This is a genomic window from bacterium, from assembly GCA_024226335.1.
GTDB lineage: Bacteria > Myxococcota_A > UBA9160 > SZUA-336 > SZUA-336 > JAAELY01.
The window spans coordinates 45,874-64,796 of the sequence record JAAELY010000259.1 but is presented as its reverse complement, the minus strand read 5'-3'; the positions used below and the strand labels follow the sequence as shown (position 1 = coordinate 64,796).

The window sequence follows — 18,923 nt, the reverse complement described above, 5'->3', positions numbered from 1 at the left end:
TCGAGATCTTGCGAGCGACGGCGCTGGCGGGGTCAGCAATGCCTCCTCTGACAAGTCCAACTGGGCGCTGACGGCCCGGGGCGATCTCAAACTAGCGGGCGAATGGGGACAATGGGGTGACTTCTCCAATCTAGAAGGCGAGCCCCTCGGCGCCTTCTTGGGTGGAGCCATCCATTATCAGGAGGGCGAGAGCGGGGATCTCCCCGCTGCCAAGAACGACGTCGACCTGCTCTACTGGACCGTCGACGGATCCATCGAGTGCGCAGGTTTCCACTTCTTCGCCTCCGCCGCCGGCAATCACAAGAACCGCCCGGCGGCGCCGGATCTCTACAACTTCGGCTTCGTCGCCCAGTCGGGCTACATGTTGGGAAGACTCGAGCCCTCCTTGCGCTACGAGGTGATGCTGTTCGACGACGCCAACGGCTATTCCGACGATACCGTCAGGATGTTGACCGGCGGTGCGAACTTCCACCTGAATTCATTTATCGAGTTTGGCGCCGACGTCATGTATGCGTTCGATTCGGTCCCGACCGACTCGGCCAATGCCGGCTGGCTGGCGGATGGGAGTGGCGATGGGCAGGTCGTCGTCCGCCTACAGGCCCAGCTCAAGTTCTAGCAGGTTACGGAAGAACCCTGGACCGAGACACGCGAGTGGATTTCGTTCGCGCTCGAGGCGCTGAGGCGAAGCTGCAGTGCCTCTACAGCGAGTTTCAGCAACGATGAGCGCGGATGAAAGACGCCGCGTGACGACGGGAATGGTTTTTTCCGTAGCCTGCAAGACCCATCGGAGGACCCCGTAAGGTCGAGCCCGTAGCCGGGGTGGGTGTCAATCGGGGCCGCTCGAGGTTCGAAAGCGAGCGGCAATAGGAGTGCTCGCAGGGGGAGCAGCACACGAACAACTGTGCCCGCGCACGGGGGGCTCGACTTCCAGCTTGCCGCCGTGGTCGACAACGATTTCGTGAACGACGGACAGACCGAGGCCGGTTCCCGGTCCGCCCTCCAAGTTTCGATCCTCTCTTCTGCTTCAGCCAGTGTCTCGAACCAATGGACGTTCAGGCGCTCGCGTGTGGGCGCCTGAGTTCGAGAGGAAAGCTCCTTTCCCAGCCCTGAACCCTGCCCTACTATCGGGTCTCTCTGTAGCACCACGCAGACGACGGGCACGCTCTCAGCCGGGATTGTGTTCGCAGGAGATCGGCCATGACAGATCGATATCGTGACCTCCCGGCAGGCGATTCTGGACAACCGCTCGAGCACGCTCTGAATCTCTACGGGGCGCGTTGCGAGACCGAGTGGTTGCGCGATCGGAACGAGCAGGGCCACAAAAGCGAGTTCCTCGAGCGCGGAGTCTTCGTTAAGTACATCCCAGACGATGTGGTTGACGGACTCCGTGGCTTTGTTGCCGAAGATCGCGCAGCTCCCTTCTCTGTTTCTGATTGCAAGCCTGGCTACCTGCGTTCGGATCTACAAATGGATACCGAACGGATACTGAACGCCCAGAACCGCTATTACCCGCCGCCCGACTCCTTTGCCTCGCGGGTTCTCGAGGAGTTCCTCGGTTCCATGGAAGATGAGATCGAGATGCAACTCGCGCACCCCTGGCGAGTCGTGAACGTGCGCGCTTGGTCCGCCATGCCCGGTGGGAGCGAAGGTCCCAACGCGTGGCATTTCGATGGATTCTCTCGCTACGTGCGGAAGCTGATGTTCTTCTTGTGCCCGCCGAACTATGCAAACGGCAGTTTCGAGATGCTCACGCGCGGAGGTGAGTTCGTCAGACTCGAGGAGACTCGCCCTGTGTGTGCATTGATCGACCCCTCGGTTCTACTGCATCGCGGCCGGCCCTCGCCCCAAGACCTCCGACCGATCATCGAGGTCTTGATCGTTCCGGCAAACGAGACATCGAGTGTGTGTGTGTTCGCGGGTCAGAACGCCCGCGTGCCGCTCGATTGCGCCGGGGACGTGGTTCGCGAACTGGAAGCTACGAAGTTCGTGCCGCCAGCCCCTTCGGTCACACAACGGCCGAACCTCTTGCGAAGGATGCGGAAGGCCTCCAAGAAGCTGCGAAAGCGTCTGAAGAAGCGGACACGCACTCGGACCGAGTTGCCGGTTATCACCAACCTCTCCGGTCGAGTCAATCTGGGAGGCGGTCCGCACTTCCAATCGCCAGGGTGGATCAACCTGGAAGCCGCACCGAGTATCCTCAACCCCTTCCCCTTCACCTTCGACGAGCGAGCGGTGTTCCCCGTGCCGTCCTCGTCCGTCAAACTCGTGTACTCTTCCCATTGTCTCGAACACCTGAACGACGCTACGGTAGATCGTACCCTCGACGAGGCGCGGCGAGTGATCCGCTCTGACGGGACGCTCCTTCTGAAGATCCCAGACTTCGACCGGGCGTTGGACTGCTGGAGGAGTGGGGACCCCAGCTTCTTCGGTGAGCAATGGGACTTCGAAGCAGTGAGTACGACTTGGCCAAGCCGCAAGGTTGCTGACTGCCTTGATAGTCGGGCGGCGATGGTCTTCTGCGGCTTCTGGAATGACGTTTACGGGGACCACTTCTCGAAGGATCGGCGAGATGGGAGCGACGCCTACCATGGGCCACCGACCCAGATCGCGGCCATGCGGGACGACCTCCTGGCTCTCGACTCCCCTCATGAGATCGCCTCTCGTCTTCGCACAGCAGTTGTGGATCGAGAGCCATCCTATGTATTCAACCATCAGAACGCTTGGAGTCGGCAGGAATTCCGGAAGCTGCTCGAGAGTCACGGCTTCCGGGTGGAGAGCTTCGATGCGACGGAACTGAAACAACACTTCCTCGATGTCCCCGGAATACGCGAGATGGAAGATATCAGCACCTTCTGCCTCGCCAGCCCTGCCTGAGGGCGTTGTGTAGCGGGTCCCCGGCCTGCCTTGGATTCTCCTGACGGCGATTCAGACGGAGCCGGAGCCGGCCGCTACAGAAGTGCGTCGGCGACGGCCTCAACCGCCTTGCTCCGGCTCTGCTCAAACGCCTTGACATAACGCTCTACTACGTCGCGGCTCTTCCAGCCGAGGTTGGAACGCAGTGTCTCGGTCGATGCTCCGGCCTCGACCATGAAGGTAGCTGCCGTCGCACGTAGATCGTGAAGCACCTTTGTACCCGGGCGATCCTCCAATAGACCCGTCTGCTCCCAGACGTGACGCGCCACCTTTGCGAGGCCGTAGTCCGTGTACATCCTTCCGAATCGGTTGACAAAGATCAGATCCGACGGGCCGGACTCCGAACGATCTGCGCGGTGTTCCTGGAGGATCTCCAAGACTGCACCTGGGATTGGTAGCGTCCGCTCGCTGCGATTTTTCGAATGGAGCATGTCGACGCGAAGACGTCGGTTGATCAGGTCGACGTCCCGCCATTTCAGACGCCGGATCTCGGAGTTCCGGAGACCTAGGACACCGGCCAGAGCGAAAATTGCCTTCAACCGTCTGTCGGCATGCAGCATCAGCAGGGCGAACTCCTCGCGCATGACCGGTTTCGGGTTGGGTTCGTCCGTCGTCAGCAACCTGAATCGCGGGGGCTCCGGCGCCTTCCCGTCCTCATGGGCGTGTCTCCAGGCGGCGCGAATCGTGGCGAGATCGCGATTGATCGCGTACGCGCCGACCTTCCGCTCACCGGACTGCCGCCAGCGCACGAAACCGGCGAGGGCATCCGTATCTATCTCGATGAGCTGCCGATCGGCTCCAAAATGGACCTTCAGCCGCTCACAACAATTGGTTGTGGTCTTCACGGTCCTCTCTTTGCGCCCGTAGATGCTCTGATAGGCAACCCACGAATCGAGGATGGCGCCAAGGGTCCCGGCTGGGGAGCGCTGTGCCCCGGATGCCAGAAACTGTGCCCCCGACGCTTGCGCCTCGTTCCGACTCCGACCCCCGGGCCGTCGAATCCGGCGACCCTCCAGGCGAATGTCGTACCACCATTTGTGTCCCCGCTGGTAGACTCGGACCTGGGGCACGACCTGTGCCTTCGACATGTGCAACCTCCTGGGTAATCGCCCGTGACCTGTGGGCTTTATCGGAAGGGCACAACTCAGCTTGATTGTGCCTCAAGGGCATGCGCAGGAAGTCCAGTAAGTGCACGATATGACGACGCGGAGAGGTGGCCGAGTGGTCGAAGGCGGCGGTCTTGAAAACCGCAGACTCCTCACCGGAGTCCGTGGGTTCGAATCCCACCCTCTCCGCCAGATCCTGCTCTGGCGCTCAGGGGGCCTTTGCGGCCTGCTTCTGGCCCTCGCACTGCTCATCGTCAGTGCCCCGCTGCCCTCGTATGGGGATACGCCACGGATCGATCGGCGCCCGCGTGTCGGCCGCGGTCTGGAGCGCCTGGCGGAGGCGTATCGAAAATTCGGGGAGCCTGGGGCGCGCCGCCTCCGGCTGAGAAGGCGCAGGGCGTTGCGGGATGACGCGACCATCCAGATGATCCTCGAGCCCCGTTCCCACCATTCCAGCGGGATCGACCGGCGCAAGCTGCGTCGGATTGGTGGGCGCGTGTCCGCGCACTCACGCTCCTTTCTGCGGGTCAGCATTCCCGTCAGCGCGATCGACCGTCTGAGCGAACTGACCGACGTACGCGTCGCGCGCCTGCCACTCAGAAGCGTGCCCGCCGGGATCGGAAGCGGGAGTGTGGTCTCAGAGGCCGTGACCTTGACCGACGCAGACCTGCTTCAACCCCAGGGGATCGACGGAACCGGCATCAAGATTGCGGTCGTCGATCTGGAGTTCGCCGGTCTGAGTTCGAGGATCAGTTCGGGGGAGCTGCCCGCCAGTACGATTTCGGTCAACTACACGGGCTCTGGAATGGAAGACGACGGTGCCCACGGCACGGTTGTGGCTGAACTAGTCGCCGATATGGCCCCCGGTGCGCAGCTCTACATGATCAGGGTCGAGGATGAACTCGGACTCCAGCTCGCGGCCGACTACGCCCGCGACAACGACATCGACATCATCAATCACAGCGTTGCCTGGTTTCAGGGCAGTTACTACGACGATACGGGTTCGATCTCGGACATGGTCAACCACTCCGTCAGCGTGGACGGCGTGTTCTGGTCGGTCGCCGCGGGAAATTTCGGACTCAAGCACTGGCGCGACACGAGTGCGACCATCGACGTCGACAACTGGCTGATGACCTCTGCCAGCACCAATCGCATCGATATCAGCGCCGGAACCAACGGGAAGTACCTCGATCTGGCGTTGAATTGGGACCAGTACTCTTCGCCTGTGTCGCAGACCGATCTCGATCTCTACGTCTACAGTGACTCGGGTTCGCTCGTGGCCTCAGCGACCGGTACGCATCCGGGTACGACGCCGCCGGAAGAGGACCTCATCTTTGCCTGGAACTCTTCGGAAGCTCCATACCACGTGGGCGTGAAGTACGTGTCAGGCCCGACGTCCCCGCTCGACGTTTCTCTGTTCAGCATTGGCAACAATCTGGTCCACACGTATCGAGTTCCGGCATCGAGCGCGGTCGACCCCGCGGTGACTTCAGGCGCTTTTTCGGTTTCAGCCGTCGACTGGGTCGATTGGGACGATCCCAATGCTCCTCTCGAGGCTTTTTCCAGTCGAGGACCGACGAACGATGGCCGGCAGAAGCCCGATATCGCGGGACCGAATCGCACGTCGACGGTCGTGGGCAACCCTTCCGGCACCTCCTATTGTGCGCCGGTCGTGGCGGGGGCTGCGGCGCTCTTGCTCCAGCAGGATCCGAATATGACGGTGGCCCAACTCGTGGCTGAACTCGAGTTGCAGGCGATCGACATCAATCCCCCCGGAATCGACACCGATACCGGTTCTGGTCAGGTCAATGTCGCGCTCCTGGAGTCGTTCCCCAATTCGGATGGCGATCCACTGCTCGACGCATGGGACAACTGCCCCTACCAGGACAACACCGGACAGGAAGATGCCGGAGGCGTGGCGGGTTCGGGTCCGGACGGGATCGGCGATGCTTGCCAGTGCGGGGATGCCAGCGGAGACGGGCAGGTGGATCTGAGCGACCTGGCCGAGATTCGCAATTTCCTGGCCGGGGTTACCGGGGCCGTTTCAGCACCCACCCTGTGCAATGTGGTCGGAGCCTCGGATGAGGGAGTCAGCGACTGCCAGCTGCCCGACTGGGTCGTGATCGAGCGCCAGTTGCAGAGCCAGGGCCCCGGAATCTCGCCTGTCTGCGGGCCAGCGGCGCCCTAGCCCGCTCTCCTGGAGGTGGGTCCCCCTTGTATTGGGGCCCGGTCGCGGGCATCTTTCGGGCATCTGGAGAGGTGGCCGAGTGGCTGAAGGTGCTCGCCTGCTAAGTGAGTGTAGGGAAACCTACCGTGGGTTCGAATCCCACCCTCTCCGCCAGATTGTGCGATGACCGGGGGTCTTACTGGACTGGGCCGGATCGGCATCGTTCGTAACGAGTTGGAGAGATGGCCGAGTGGCTGAAGGCGCACGGTTGGAAACCGTGTGTGCGTTTACGCGTACCGTGGGTTCGAATCCCACTCTCTCCGCCATTTTGCTACCCTGGCCGCCCCGTCGGAAAGGGTGTTTTCGTCATACGGACCAAGCAGCTTCCGGATCGACGGGATTTCTTCTCGCGCGCCCATAGCTCAGATGGATAGAGCGTCAGGTTGCGGACCTGAAGGTCGCACGTTCGAGTCGTGCTGGGCGCGCCAGTTTTGTAGCGAGGATCTCCAAGCCGATGCCTACCCCCTTGGGCAGGTGGGCAGCCTGCCTGCTCGTTCTTCTGCCGGTGTTCACCGCGCTGCCGGTTCGCGCTGCACGGCTCGAAGACCCCGGAACCTCATCCCGATTCGCGCGTGAATACGTCTGGTTCCTGGACTACTACCTGCGCGACGATCTCAAGCTGGGGAGCGACGAAGAAACGCGTATCGCGTTGAGCAAGCTCCTTCAGCGGGCAACGGCCATTCTCCAGGACGAATCGAGGGATGGCGATGTTCCCTGTGCGGTTCGCCTGGCCGCGGGCGAGGTTTCCTACTACAGCGTAGGGGATCCCCGTTTTCCGCGCGCGGACCGAGCGCGCGGCGAGATTGCTTTTCCAGGTTCCTTCCCCGGGGTCTACCTGGCTCCGAGCCCCGGGCCGTCGTTCAGTCTGGACTCCCGCATCTACGTCTGGGTTAAAAGGCGCTGGAGTCGACTCTCAACTAGCGCAGGATGGGCACTCGCCCATGAACACGGACACATGGCCGGGTTGCAGCATCTCGACGTGCGCGGGGGCGCGCCGTGTCAGTTGATGAGTTACGGGAAGCTCGCCGACGGGTGCCGCGGCATGCGGATTGCGGTCGACTTCCAGTGCAAGGCCTATCGTCGTGCAGCACAGACGATTGAAGGTACGACCCAGTGTTTGTACGAAGACATCAAGCGGCTCTACGATGGACTCAATACGGTGTACCCTGCGCCACTCTGGACGATGTGTAGCGACGGTAGTGGTTATTGCGACGGAAAGGGCCTTTGCGTCGCGGCGAATTCGAAGTGTTTCACGGAGTTTGGTCCCGCTCCCGAAGGGACTGACTGCAGTGAGCGCCCGGGTGAGTGCGCCCGCTGCACAGGCGACGGTCAGACCTGCGCTGAGTGCTGAGCAAGTTCTGAACAAATCCGGGTCACGAAAACCCCTGTGGCGACACTTAAGGAGTAGAGGGTCAGAACCGTCGCCCTGGAGCTCAGTGGTACCCCCCCTGAAATGCTAACTGCGAACGTTTCTGGCCCTCTCCTGTGTTTTCCACTCGAGTGCCGTCGGATAGGTCGGCCGTGTGAGTTGAAAACCCTCCGCTCCGGTCGGGTAGAATCTACGCGATGACAGATGTGGTGGAGTTGGAACCCGGGCCTCTTTCCGGTGTCCGAATCGTCGACCTGTCCCGTGTGATCGCGGGGCCGTATGTCGGTCGACTGTTCAGCGACATGGGTGCCGAAGTCCTGAAAATCGAGCCGCCCGACGGCGATGAAGTACGGCAGATTGCGCCGAAGCACGACCGCGGAGACTCCGGCCTCTGGACCTTTGCCAATGTCGGCAAGCGTTCGCTCTCGATCGATCTCCAAAAACCGGGCGCTTCGCAGATCGTGCTCGACCTGATCGCGAGCTCTCAACTGGTGTGCGAAAACTTCCGCCCCGGTGTGCTGGAACGACTCGGACTCGGCTGGGACGAGATCCACACGGCCAATCCCCGTGCGGTGCTCGTTTCGATCAACGGTTTTGGAAGCGACTCGGCCTGGGCGAATCGGCGAGCGTATGCGCCGATCGTTCACGCGGTGTCCGGGATCCTCGACGATCAGAGTCGGTTCTCTGGTCAGCCCGTCGTGCAGCGCAACGAGGCGCACGCCGATACGATCGCGTCATTGCACGCCGCGGTTGCTGCTCTCGCTGCCCTTCGGACGGCCGAGGCGACTGGGGTCGGTCAGCGCGTCGAGGTGCCGATGTTCGATGCGGTGTTGAGCACCTACAACTCCCTGGCGAACGCATTTCTGGATCCGCCCGAGGATCGCATCATGAATCCGATCTACGACGCGGGTGCTCACGGAGCGATTGCAACTGCCGGATCGGTGCAACACGTGTGGCGGCTGCTCGCCGATGCACAGCCGGATCTCGAGGACCCGACTCCGGAGGGTGCGGATCTCGAAACCAAGGTGCGTGTTCGCCACCAGGCCATCGAGGCGTGGATGACGCGCCGGCCCTCACGCGAGAGTGCGCTGCAGCGTCTCGCCGAATCGGGCATTGCCTGTGCCCCCGTCGTCTCGCTCGTCGATGCGGCGACCGGAAGCCTCGCGAAAGAACGCCAATTGCTCGTCGAGGTCGACGATCGCCGGGGAGGCACACGACCCGTCGTGCGGCCACCGGCGCGCTTTTCGGCCGCCGAGAATCGAGTGCGTGGACCGGCTCCACGGCGCGGCGAGCACAACGAATCCGTTCTTTCCGAGTGGCTCGGTTACGATAGCGAGACCGTTCGCGAGCTCGAAGAGCGCGGTGTACTGAGCCCCCCGGACCCGGTCTGAAGGCGTATCATGCCGGCGCTTCCCAACCGGCCAAAGGAGTCTGAATTGAACCAGTGGAGAATCGGCGACGTGACGATCACGCGGGTGATCGAACTCGAGACCGCCAGCATCGGTTCATTCGTGCTACCCGATGCCGTTCCCGAAAGCGTGCAGAAGATCGATTGGTTGAAACCGAATTTTCTGGATGCCGACGGCAAGCTCATCATGAGCATCCATGCTCTCATCGTAGAGAGCCAGGGGAAGCGAATCCTCGTAGACACCTGCCTGGGAAACGACAAGAAGCGCGGGGTGCGCGACTGGAACATGCGCACGGGTCCCTTTCTTCAGGATCTTGCGGCGGCCGGTCACGCTCGGGAGAGCATCGACCGGGTCGTCTGTACTCATCTTCATGTCGATCACGTGGGTTGGAATACCATGATGCTCGATGGGAAGTGGGTGCCGACCTTCCCGAATGCCCGCTATTTGATCGGGGAAAAGGAGTGGGAGTACTGGGACAAGGAACAAGGCGAGGAATTCCAGGAGATCATGGCCGACTCGGTGCGACCCGTCTTCGACGCGGGACTCGTCGACCTCGTGCAAGCGGATCACGTCCTCACCGACGAAGTCCGGCTCGTGCCGACTCCGGGACACACGGCGGGACACGTCAGCGTCGGTATCTCATCGCGTGGCGAACAAGCGGTTATCACCGGCGATATGATTCACCATCCCTGTCAGATGGCCCGCCCCGATTGGGCATGTGCTTTCGATTACGACGCCGAGGAGGCCAGGAAGACGCGCCTCAAGTTTCTGGAGCGCTACGCGGATGGCTCGGTTCTGATCGTCGGTACGCATTTCGCCACGCCTACCGCAGGGCGGATCGTGCGTGACGGCCGTGCCTACCGACTCGACGCATAGTCCGATTGCAGGAGAGCCGAAATGAGTCAACCTCGAACCATCAACTCCCGGATCCTCCTTGCGGCGGTTCTCGCATGCGGGGCCTGTTCGCCTCAGCCTGTAACACAGTCGCCTACGACCGATGAGGAGAAGACCTTCTACGCACTCGGACTGCATATTGCCCAGACGTTTTCTCAGTTCGATCTGACCGAAGAAGAGCTTCCCCTCGTTGAAATGGGTTTTCGCGATGGAACTCTGGGCAAAGAGCCCGTCGTATCCGGGGAAGGGTACGGCGGAAAACTGAATGCGATGCTCAAGAAGAGAAGGGCGACGGCGGCAGCCGAAGAGCGCAAACGCTCGGCGGTGTTCTTGTCGCTGCGCGCATCGGATCCGAGTTCCATCAAAGGGGATGAAGGCTGGGTCCGTCAGACGGTCAAAGAGGGTACCGGGTCAGTGATCCGCAAACAGGACATCGTGTCCGTCGTCTACGAAGGCACGCTTCGAACCGGCAAGCGAATCGATACGAGTCAGGGCAGGGGAGTCGACGGGATCACTACGATCAATCTGGAGACCGCGATCCCCTGCTGGACCTACGGCCTTCCGGGAACGCGCGTTGGAGGCAAGTACAAGCTGTTTTGCCCAGCGGACCTCGCCCACGGGGACGTAGGGAAGCCGCCGCTCGTACCCGGTGGGGCCGCCCTGATCTATGAGTTCGAGGTCGTAAGAACGATCACTTTCTAGCGGATTCCGATGTGCGAGTTTCTGACGCGAATGTGATTGGAGGTTATCTACATGGCAGACAAAGTCGAAAAGTCGGATACAGAGTGGCGTGCTGAATTGACTCCAGACCAGTACGAAGTCACGCGCCAGCAGGGAACCGAACAGGCTTTCACGGGCAAGTACCACGACTGCAAGATTCCGGGAACCTACGAGTGCGTGGGCTGCCGTGCCGAGTTGTTCAGTTCGGAAGCGAAGTACGACTCTGGAACGGGATGGCCCAGCTTCTTCGAGCCGATTGAGCCGGGATGCGTCGCGGAACACGAAGACCATAGCCGCGGAATCGTACGCATCGAAGTAAAATGCAAGCGCTGCGAAGCCCACCTGGGGCATGTCTTTCCCGATGGCCCCCAGCCGACGGGGATGCGCTACTGCATGAATTCCGCAGCTCTTCTGCTGAAGCAAGAGGGCTAGATTACATACACGTAGCAGCCTTCCTCATCGCTATGGCGCTCCGCTTCCCCGGCGATTCGCAGATGCTCCAGGTGCGCGAAGGTTTCGCTTTCCGCCATGGGGCCCCAGCTTCGCTCCTTGAACAACTGCTTGGAGAAGGCTTCGACGGTACCCGGGCCGATCTCGCGAGCGATCTCCTTGATCTTGTCGAGCCGATCGAAGTGGTGGCGCTTGATGGCCAGACTGCGCTCGCGCAGATCCGAGAACGGGTGGCCGTGTGCCGGAAGAACCTTTTGGACATGGGACAGTTCGCTGACGCGGTCCAGCGAGTAGAAGAACGAACTGAGATTGTCTTCCGATCCACCGAGGCCCGAGATATGGGGTGTGATGGTCGGCAGGACGTGGTCCCCGGCCAGGAACACACCGTCGACCGGATCGTGCAGGCAGAAGTGATCCGGCGTATGGCCGGGTGTGTGCACCACGAACCATTCACGCCCGCCCAGGTGCACGACGTCGCCGTGATCGACCGGATGGGAGATATTCGGAACGATGGATGTGCGACCGAACGCCTTCAGTACTCGCCAGCGCAGACGGGTCTTGAGGGGTGGACGCGGACGCACGCCACCCCAGGGCGTCTTTTCACTCCATTGCATCGTGGATCCACCGGAGTGCGAATGGGAGTGAGGTGTCGAAGGGAGATCGCGGGTATCGCTGTCTTCGTCGTTCTCGACGTCCTGCTCCCGGGCCTCGCTCTGTGCGGTCACATCTTCGACCGAGACTTCCGGCTTCTGCTCGGCGGCTGCCATGGGACCGAAAGAAAACTGCCGATGCGCGATCACCTGTGCGCCGGCCTCCTTCGCAAAGCGCGCCGCTCCACCGAAGTGATCCGGGTGTGAATGCGTGATGATCACCGAGTGGATATTGCGCGTCGCCAGGCCCGCCTGCTTCAAGCGATCCTGTAGCGCGCGCCACGATGATGGACCCGGAAGGCCCGGATCCACAATGGCCGCACCTTCTGAATCCACGATGGCATAACAGTTCACATGACCCAGGCCGGGCAATTGAATCGGAAGTTCCATCCGCAAGATGTTGCGGTCGACTTCCGTGACCTCACCCCGTGCTGTTTCCTGTTCCTGTCTTCTCGCCAACTCATCCTCCAGACTCTGAGTCCGAGGATTCTACACGTCCGGGGGAGCTACGTGGTTTCGCAGAAAATCTGGAATACCGTGCGTCAGTAGATCTCGCGCACGTAGATGATGGAGTCGGATCCCCGGTACACGCCAAAGGTGACGCGCGAGCCGGGGTTTTCCGCGTAGGTGCCGTCACCGTCGCTGTCGATGGCTAGCCAGCTCATATCGGCTCCCGTCACCGAGAGGTCGAACACGAGATCGGTGTAGCCGGTGACGCCCACTCCCGGTGCGCTCATCTGAAGACCCGCATTTCCTGAAAGGAGCGGGCTGTTCGCGATGCTGGGAGTGCTGGAAAGTGTGCCGGGGCTGGGAGTTTGACTCAGATTCGCCGTCGATACAGTCGTGCAGCTATCGCTGGTGTTCGAAAGGAAATACGACCCATTGAAGTACTGACTCTGGAACGGAACCTGTTGGGCGACGAGTTCGGATTCGTGTGAATTTTCCAGTATCAGAATCCCGAAGCGCATCTCTTTACCGGCGTCGAAAGCCATGCCGGTCGTCGTGTTTGAAAAGCGCGCGGGGTTGCTACTGAAGGCCACGGAATCGCTGTCGATCACATTCAACGACAGACTGATCTCGGCGTTGAACGGTGTGATCGGAGACCCACGCTGGAAACTCAGAGAGGGCCCGTTGTCGAAAGTCAGAGTGCCGACACCGGATCCCGCGTCGGCGATGGTCGGTGTGTTCGGGTTTCCGCCCAGTAGCGTGCCGCTTCCTGCGGCGTAGCTCAATCCGGTCAGGGCCCCACCCGTTAGTTTGAACCAGGAACCCGTGTAGTTTTGCGTTGTGGTGGAGTGCAGGCTCTGCGCCGTGACCGTCAGGACCGGATCGGTCGTGTAGCCGAAACTCGCACCGAGATAGGAGAATCCGCCCGCATTGCAGGTCGTCGCGAACTGGGGGGTGTTATAGGACATCGCGAAGTCGTAGGGTGTGAAGCGGCCCACGTAACCGGACGCACCGACGATCTTCGCGGTCTCGGTCGTTCCAATGCCCAGATAGTTTCCGTCGGCCGGGGTGCCGGTGATCTCGATCAGTCCGACCTCATCCCAGTAGATGTTCGAGTTGCTGCCGACTCCGCTGGTGAAGCTGGAGATCGTCGTGCCTCCGCCGAGTCCGGGGTTGTTTCCCGAACTGGGAGCGAGCAGTGTCGCCGAGACGGCCACGCCTTCCGCGGTCGTCTCCTGACCGAAATTCAGCGCGGCGGTGTTGTCCGATAGCGTCGCGTTGTTCGTGGCGGTCGTGTCGTTGTGCCCGTCGGGTATGCCATCTGAGTTCGAGTCATCCGCGCTCTGCCACAGAACGGCTCCCACCGACACCGGAAAGTCGCTTCCCGCGCTGCGATAGATCGTTCCGGCTGCGGTCGTCGTGCCTGTGTTTCCGGTCGCCGCAATCCGCAATCCGAAAGGCCGAGAGACGAATGAATTGCTCGATCCCAGAAGGTTCTCGCCGGAGGGAGAGAGGGTCAGCTTGGAGTGGAGTTGCAGCTGGCCGACATCGGGATAGGAGAAGACCAGGGTCGCGGTCGTGTCGCTGGTCGTTCCGAAGTCAAGGCTCACATCGGTATAGGTCAGCGACGCGCCGTTACCATTGTCCTGGATCGCCGTGCCATTGATGGTCACGTCGTTCGTCGTACACGTCGTCGGGTTCTCGCACTCGAAGGCGAGTTGAATGGTATTGGATCCGGTGAGGAAGGACTCGCACTGGCCCGTGTCATCACTGGTCCTCACGGCCTGGAGTTCGAGGGTCTGCGAGCCAGGCGCGATGTTGGACGCCTTGCCGCCGATCTGGGTGCCGATCGCGCTCTTCGTGGAGTCGGCGAGGAAGTTGAAGCCCGCCGCAGCGTAGACCAGATTCGAGTCCTCACTTGCGGACTCGCTATTGGTGCCGTTGGTGATGTTGATATTGGTGGTTTCGGCATAGGTGTCTCGCAGTCCCAGGACGACGACACCCGCATCGGATGAATCGAAAGTGTAGGTTCCCGCTCCACTTCCCGAATTCACCAGGGTTCCGGCGCCGGTGATCTTCGTCCAGTCGCCGTGGCTGGTGCTTGTGGAAAGTGTGATCGTCGAGGTATCGGTGAACGCAGAGTGGGAAGTATCGTGGGCTGTGATCGTGACCGTCTCTGCCTGACAATTGATTCCCGTTCCATCGTGGCTGATCGCGTAGTGGTCAGCGCCGCAGGCTGTGACGGCATTGCCGATCGTGTGGAAGGTGCTGGGGTTCAATTGGTTGTTGTACTCGGTCGTGAACCAGTCGGGAGAGCGAGAGATGTCCGAGATCCTGACTTCGTCAATCAACCCGTCGTAGTAGCTTGAATTCGAGATGTCCAACTGGTATCCAAACCGGGCGTGCGAATCGGTCGTGTTGTAAGTGTGGGTCGAACCCGTACCCAGCTCGGTGCCATTGACGAACCATCGCGAGAGAGTTCCGTCGTTGCGGACCGCATGATGTACCCAACTCCCGGTGGAGACTGTGACCCCAGTGTCCCAGTCGGCTGAACTACTCCAGCCCCACAGATACCAATTACTGCCTCGGCCGTCTGTTCCAAAGCGATTGTTGTTGCCGTCGACGCCCCAGATGACCATCGGCTGCCGATCAATAGTGTTGTCCAGATAAGCCCAGTAGGTGATCGTGCGAGCGGAGCCTCCGGTGATGCCGATGTTGTTCGTCGTTTCCAGATAGTCGTCAGTTCCATCGAAATGATCGGCACCGGCGATCATTCCACTGGAAGTCGCCTCGTCACCTTCATATCCGCTGGTTGTTGCATGGTTGTTATTCGAAGTAGAATCTGCTCTGTTTCCGGTTCCGCTCTCGCTAAGGTGCCAGACACCGCTGTAGTTCGAATCCCAGACGCCAGCCGCATTGGACTGATCCACCGCGGTTCCGTTGCCGTAGTACATATAGAGCACGTCATTGGAAGACGAGGTCAGGGTGGGGACCTCGACCCAGGCAACCAGTTCACCGGTGCTGGAACTCCAGTACTCGATCTCGTGGTCGAGCTTGGTCGTTCCGTCGCTATCGGTGAAGTAGATGTCATCTCCGTCCGACTGTGCGTTCGCAGCCAAATGAGAGTCGACGGTCGAGACCAGGACGGGGAAGCCGGTCTGGTCACTCGGCACCTTCGAGGCGTCGATGATGATCGGTTTCCGATAGGTCCAGCTAGAGTCGTCCCAGGTTGAACACGACATGAGTATCGTCGCGCACGCGCCGACCGTGAGACTCGGGTCGAGACCTCCGGACTCGGTGACTCCCGACGCGTTTAGGTTGATGCTGAGGGTCTCCTGGTTGGTATTGGCCAGGTCCAGCACGACCACGCCGTTGTCACCGGCCACAAAGGTATAGGTCGCGTTCCCGGAATCGGATGCACCTGCGGTCAAGGTTCCCAGAGCGCCGCCTGAACCCTTCTGCCAGTCTCCGTTTGCAGTGGAGGTATTGAGCGTGACCGCGCCGGTATAGCCGGCGACCGTATTGCCGCCGGAATCCTCGGCGCGGATCGTGATCGACTCCGGTACACAGTCTTCAGCCGTCCCGTCGTGCGCGATATCGAAGTGATCAGCTGGGCCAGCCTGGCAGGTGCTGACGGCCGCAACCAGCGCTTTGTCCGCGGTGGTGTAGGTCCAGTCCACGTTGCCATCGACTTCTGCTTCATCCTCAACCAACAAGACGCCGTGGAATGTGCTGTCTTGTTTGATCTCGTACTTGGCGTTGGTGAACCCGTAGATGATTCCCGTGAAATCACTATTCTCGCCATGCATTCCTGATGTGCCGGAATGCATGAAGATCTGCAATCCTGTGACTGAACCGCCTGAGTTGATGCTGGCCCGTTGGGCATGTGCATCAACTGTGTTGCCGATGTGGATGATGACCGTGTCTGAAACCACGTTCAGCGTGGCATTAGATCGGTGCATGTCGAGTATGCCGATGTAGTAGATTCCGGCTTCGAGGTTCGCGGTGGCGTTCCTGTGGATTTCCAGTTCATTGATGTGAAACGGGCCGCCGCCTGAGAACGTGGCGGAGTTGTTGTTGTTGATCGTGATCTTGTCGTAGTAGACGTCAGTCGAGGAAGTGAAGGGGCTATCATTCTCGTTCTGATCCAGGCTCGACGAATTAGTCGGGAATGTGGCCGGCTCCAGATTGGGAAAGGCGAGCGCTTGTGTGCTCCGCGTTGCGTCGATGGCGACGACCTGATCTCCGTAGGTCGAGCCGGATGAGATCTGGGTCCCGTTCATATCCGGATTGCTATTGATATCGACCTCGTTCCCACCGAAGATCGGATAATCCGCAGGGATCAATCCGCAGGCCGCCTGAACGACGGCTGGAGCCAGGAGTGCCGCCAGGACGACGATCAGCGCGATCAGGCTACGGAGCATTGGTCACACTCCCTCGAAGCACCCGCCTCGCATAGTCCTGATCTCCGAGACTTCCGTAACTGGCGGTGGCCACGAGTTCGTAGACGGTCAGCGTCGTGCCGCTCTCTTGATGCTGAGTGCTGGCGCAGCTCACACCGACGGAGAACCCGGCCAGACCGCCTTCGGTCAGACTGAGGGTTGTGGTCGCGGGGCAGGAACCTCCTGTGAGAGCCTGGTAGATGCCCCACTGAACACCGCTGGCACCCGCCTGGTACGCGCGGGCGCCCAGGATGCCCATCGATCCGGTGTTGCGTTGCGCGCCGCTGATCGTCACCATCAGCGCACCGACCGAGGCCATCACCACAAGTATGAAGATCGCCTGCACGAGCCCGAATCCGTCCTGTCTTCCCTCGCGTGTCATGGCGCGTTGTTCACGTGCACCTGGTGGAGCAGGCGGACCTGTTCCCCGGAGCGTGTCAGGGTCAAGGAAATCGTGAGCAGACCGGCCCGTGAAGGCGTGCCGGGGTCGTAGAGGAAAGAGCATGCGCTGATGTCGCGCGAAAGCGGGGCCGAGCTTGCCGTAGAAAGCGGAGCCAGCGCCGGGTTCTCGGGTTGCGTGGAGGCAATCGCATAGCTGGTGTAACGGGTGAGTGTTTCCGCCGTCGTGTTGCAGATCAGGCTGAGGGGTGTATCGACCACGAAGACGCGCTGCCGAGGCGATCCGAAGCGGAATGTGAACGAGCTGTCGAGCAGGAACTGGTCTTCATCGCTGTCGTCTTGCACCGTGATGGTCGTCGCAGATGGCGTGATGACTCCGGGATTTGCGCTGGTCGCCGCATCCGACCAGACCCAGCTACCGGCGCTGTAGATCGCGAGCCGATGGCCCGACGCCAGTGCCGACCCGTAGGTATAACTGAGGTTGTTGAGACGACCCGTCACGTTGAACTGGGTGTCTCCAGTGAGGCTGAGCAGGTCACTGGCTGCGGTGTGAACCACTGAGGTGGACGGGTTCGTACCGGGGCCCGCGCGATAGCGCGCACCGTCCACCGCGTGCAGGAGTTCCAGCTTCAAGCCGTCTGTGGACACGCGCAGGCTATTGGGGACCGCCGCGCGTACATCGCGCGCCACTCGTCGGATTGCGACTTCGGCCTCGTCGACCAGCGCGGCTCGCAGGGTCAGGTCGCGATAGCCTTCCATCGGTCGGCTGACGAAGCTGCCGAGCAATCCGGAGAGGATCGCGCTGATCACCATGACGAGCACCAGTTCGATCAGGGTAAAACCGGATTCGTCGCGCGCTCGAGATGCTCGTATGACGTGCATCAGAACTGCGTCCGGTAGCCGCTGAGGGTTTGATCGACCTGGTTGGTGAACGTGACTCGGACGTCTACGCGAATGACAGTGCTCGATCCGGTTAACGCCCCCAGATTCGAACTCGTATCCACGGCAATGCGCACGCGATAGGTTCCCAGGCCGGTGATCAGAGTTCCTGCTTGATTGCGGGCTCCGCTATCGTCCAGACCGGAGAAGTCACAGATGTTGTCGTACAGCGTCCGTGAGGCTTCAGCCGTGGGGCAGACTCCACCGCCCGAACCGAGATCGGGATCGTAGAACGGCTTCGCCAGTACTTCTTCCAGATAGGCCTCCCCGATCGCGAGTGCCTGTTCCGAGAGCATCGGATCTGCGCTCCCCATGACCGTACGTTGCATGACCGCCAGAGTTCCGCTCAAGGCGATGCCGATGATCGAGACGGCTAGCACCAGCTCGATCAATGTGACGCCGGCTTCGCGATTCAAGCAGGCGCGATGTCCTCGACTAAGGAGTCCAGGCAAGGCCCGTTTCTCCCGAAACATTGATGGTCTTGCTGCCAATCGTCAGAGTTGCATCGCTGACGACACCGGCGGAAGTGGTTGCTCGACCGAGTGCGTCGAATAGCAGCGGATCCACTGTACTGGCCAGCGTGATGCCTGTTCCCGCAGTTCCCGAGTAGGGAGAACTTCCCGTTCCGGGATTGCGCACCGCGAGACTGAACGATCCACCACTACAGCCTGATTCTTGTGTCACCGCGTAGCTCGACGAAGTGAAGTCGAGTTGAACTCTGCAACCGCTTGTCACTGCCAGCTTCTGTCCGTAACGCACAGCGGTGACGACCTCTTGTGTGAAGAGGCCATCGCCCATATCTCCGGCGAGCGCGCCGAAGAAGCGCGGTCCTGCGACCGCTGCGAAAAGGCCGAGCAAGAGCACGGCGACGATCAGTTCGACCAGGGTCGTTCCGTCGCAGCGCGCAAGCTTCGCACCGCTTGCAATCAGGCTGCGCCGGAGAGTCAAGAGTATCCCC

15 protein-coding genes and 4 tRNA genes are annotated in these 18,923 nt (G+C 60.9%); 12 read left to right on the top strand and 7 right to left on the bottom strand.

Annotated features, from left to right (window positions below; translation table 11 throughout):
- On the top strand, nt 1-616 hold a 616-nt coding region (locus tag GY725_13475), incomplete at its 5' end, for a hypothetical protein (protein ID MCP4005195.1).
- A gap of 581 nt (nt 617-1,197) precedes the next feature.
- Nucleotides 1,198-2,874, top strand: a complete 1,677-nt coding sequence (locus tag GY725_13470; GenBank protein ID MCP4005194.1) for a methyltransferase domain-containing protein — start codon at nt 1,198-1,200, stop codon at nt 2,872-2,874.
- Nucleotides 2,875-2,948: 74 nt separating this feature from the next.
- Here GY725_13470 and GY725_13465 read toward each other — a convergent pair whose 3' ends face one another.
- Complete coding sequence (locus GY725_13465; GenBank protein ID MCP4005193.1) at nt 2,949-4,001, bottom strand: site-specific integrase; 1,053 nt, start codon at nt 3,999-4,001, stop codon at nt 2,949-2,951.
- 119 nt (nt 4,002-4,120) lie between these two features.
- Here GY725_13465 and GY725_13460 point away from each other — a divergent pair.
- From GY725_13460 to msrB, 10 genes are all read left to right on the top strand, one after another.
- Nucleotides 4,121-4,211: transfer RNA gene (locus GY725_13460), tRNA-Ser, on the top strand.
- A 232-nt stretch (nt 4,212-4,443) separates the two neighbouring features.
- A complete protein-coding gene (locus GY725_13455) occupies nt 4,444-6,207 on the top strand; it encodes a S8 family serine peptidase (protein MCP4005192.1) in 1,764 nt (587 codons plus the stop codon).
- 65 nt (nt 6,208-6,272) lie between these two features.
- Nucleotides 6,273-6,360 (top strand) — tRNA-Ser (locus GY725_13450).
- Nucleotides 6,361-6,422: 62 nt separating this feature from the next.
- Nucleotides 6,423-6,512 (top strand) — tRNA-Ser (locus tag GY725_13445).
- 85 nt (nt 6,513-6,597) lie between these two features.
- Nucleotides 6,598-6,674 (top strand) — tRNA-Arg (locus GY725_13440).
- A gap of 26 nt (nt 6,675-6,700) precedes the next feature.
- Nucleotides 6,701-7,597, top strand: a complete 897-nt coding sequence (locus GY725_13435; protein MCP4005191.1) for a hypothetical protein — start codon at nt 6,701-6,703, stop codon at nt 7,595-7,597.
- A gap of 215 nt (nt 7,598-7,812) precedes the next feature.
- On the top strand, nt 7,813-9,006 hold the full coding sequence (locus GY725_13430; protein MCP4005190.1) for a CoA transferase: 1,194 nt from the start codon (nt 7,813-7,815) through the stop codon (nt 9,004-9,006).
- A gap of 9 nt (nt 9,007-9,015) precedes the next feature.
- On the top strand, nt 9,016-9,900 hold the full coding sequence (locus GY725_13425) for an MBL fold metallo-hydrolase (GenBank protein MCP4005189.1): 885 nt from the start codon (nt 9,016-9,018) through the stop codon (nt 9,898-9,900).
- Between the two features lie 21 nt (nt 9,901-9,921).
- On the top strand, nt 9,922-10,620 hold the full coding sequence (locus GY725_13420) for an FKBP-type peptidyl-prolyl cis-trans isomerase (GenBank protein MCP4005188.1): 699 nt from the start codon (nt 9,922-9,924) through the stop codon (nt 10,618-10,620).
- Nucleotides 10,621-10,671: 51 nt separating this feature from the next.
- Nucleotides 10,672-11,070: a peptide-methionine (R)-S-oxide reductase MsrB gene (msrB, locus tag GY725_13415; GenBank protein MCP4005187.1), complete on the top strand. Its 399-nt coding sequence runs from the start codon at nt 10,672-10,674 to the stop codon at nt 11,068-11,070.
- On the opposite strand, the gene GY725_13410 is transcribed toward msrB, so the two are convergent.
- The 6 genes from GY725_13410 to GY725_13385 form a co-directional block, all read right to left on the bottom strand.
- The gene (locus tag GY725_13410; protein MCP4005186.1) at nt 11,067-12,197 is read right to left on the bottom strand and encodes an MBL fold metallo-hydrolase; all 1,131 of its coding nucleotides are present in this window, start codon (nt 12,195-12,197) and stop codon (nt 11,067-11,069) included. The two genes, msrB and GY725_13410, sit on opposite strands and share 4 nt — an antisense overlap.
- A gap of 83 nt (nt 12,198-12,280) precedes the next feature.
- Complete coding sequence (locus GY725_13405) at nt 12,281-16,609, bottom strand: DUF2341 domain-containing protein (protein ID MCP4005185.1); 4,329 nt, start codon at nt 16,607-16,609, stop codon at nt 12,281-12,283.
- Entirely contained in the window at nt 16,599-17,009 is a 411-nt protein-coding gene (locus GY725_13400) for a pilus assembly protein MshP (protein MCP4005184.1), read from the bottom strand. Before GY725_13400 ends, GY725_13405 begins: the two co-directional genes overlap by 11 nt.
- Nucleotides 17,006-17,908: a prepilin-type N-terminal cleavage/methylation domain-containing protein gene (locus GY725_13395; GenBank protein MCP4005183.1), complete on the bottom strand. Its 903-nt coding sequence runs from the start codon at nt 17,906-17,908 to the stop codon at nt 17,006-17,008. Before GY725_13395 ends, GY725_13400 begins: the two co-directional genes overlap by 4 nt.
- A complete protein-coding gene (locus GY725_13390; protein ID MCP4005182.1) occupies nt 17,908-18,417 on the bottom strand; it encodes a type II secretion system protein in 510 nt (169 codons plus the stop codon). Before GY725_13390 ends, GY725_13395 begins: the two co-directional genes overlap by 1 nt.
- Nucleotides 18,401-18,913, bottom strand: a complete 513-nt coding sequence (locus GY725_13385; protein MCP4005181.1) for a prepilin-type cleavage/methylation domain-containing protein — start codon at nt 18,911-18,913, stop codon at nt 18,401-18,403. Before GY725_13385 ends, GY725_13390 begins: the two co-directional genes overlap by 17 nt.
- Between the last annotated feature and the right edge of the window lie 10 nt (nt 18,914-18,923).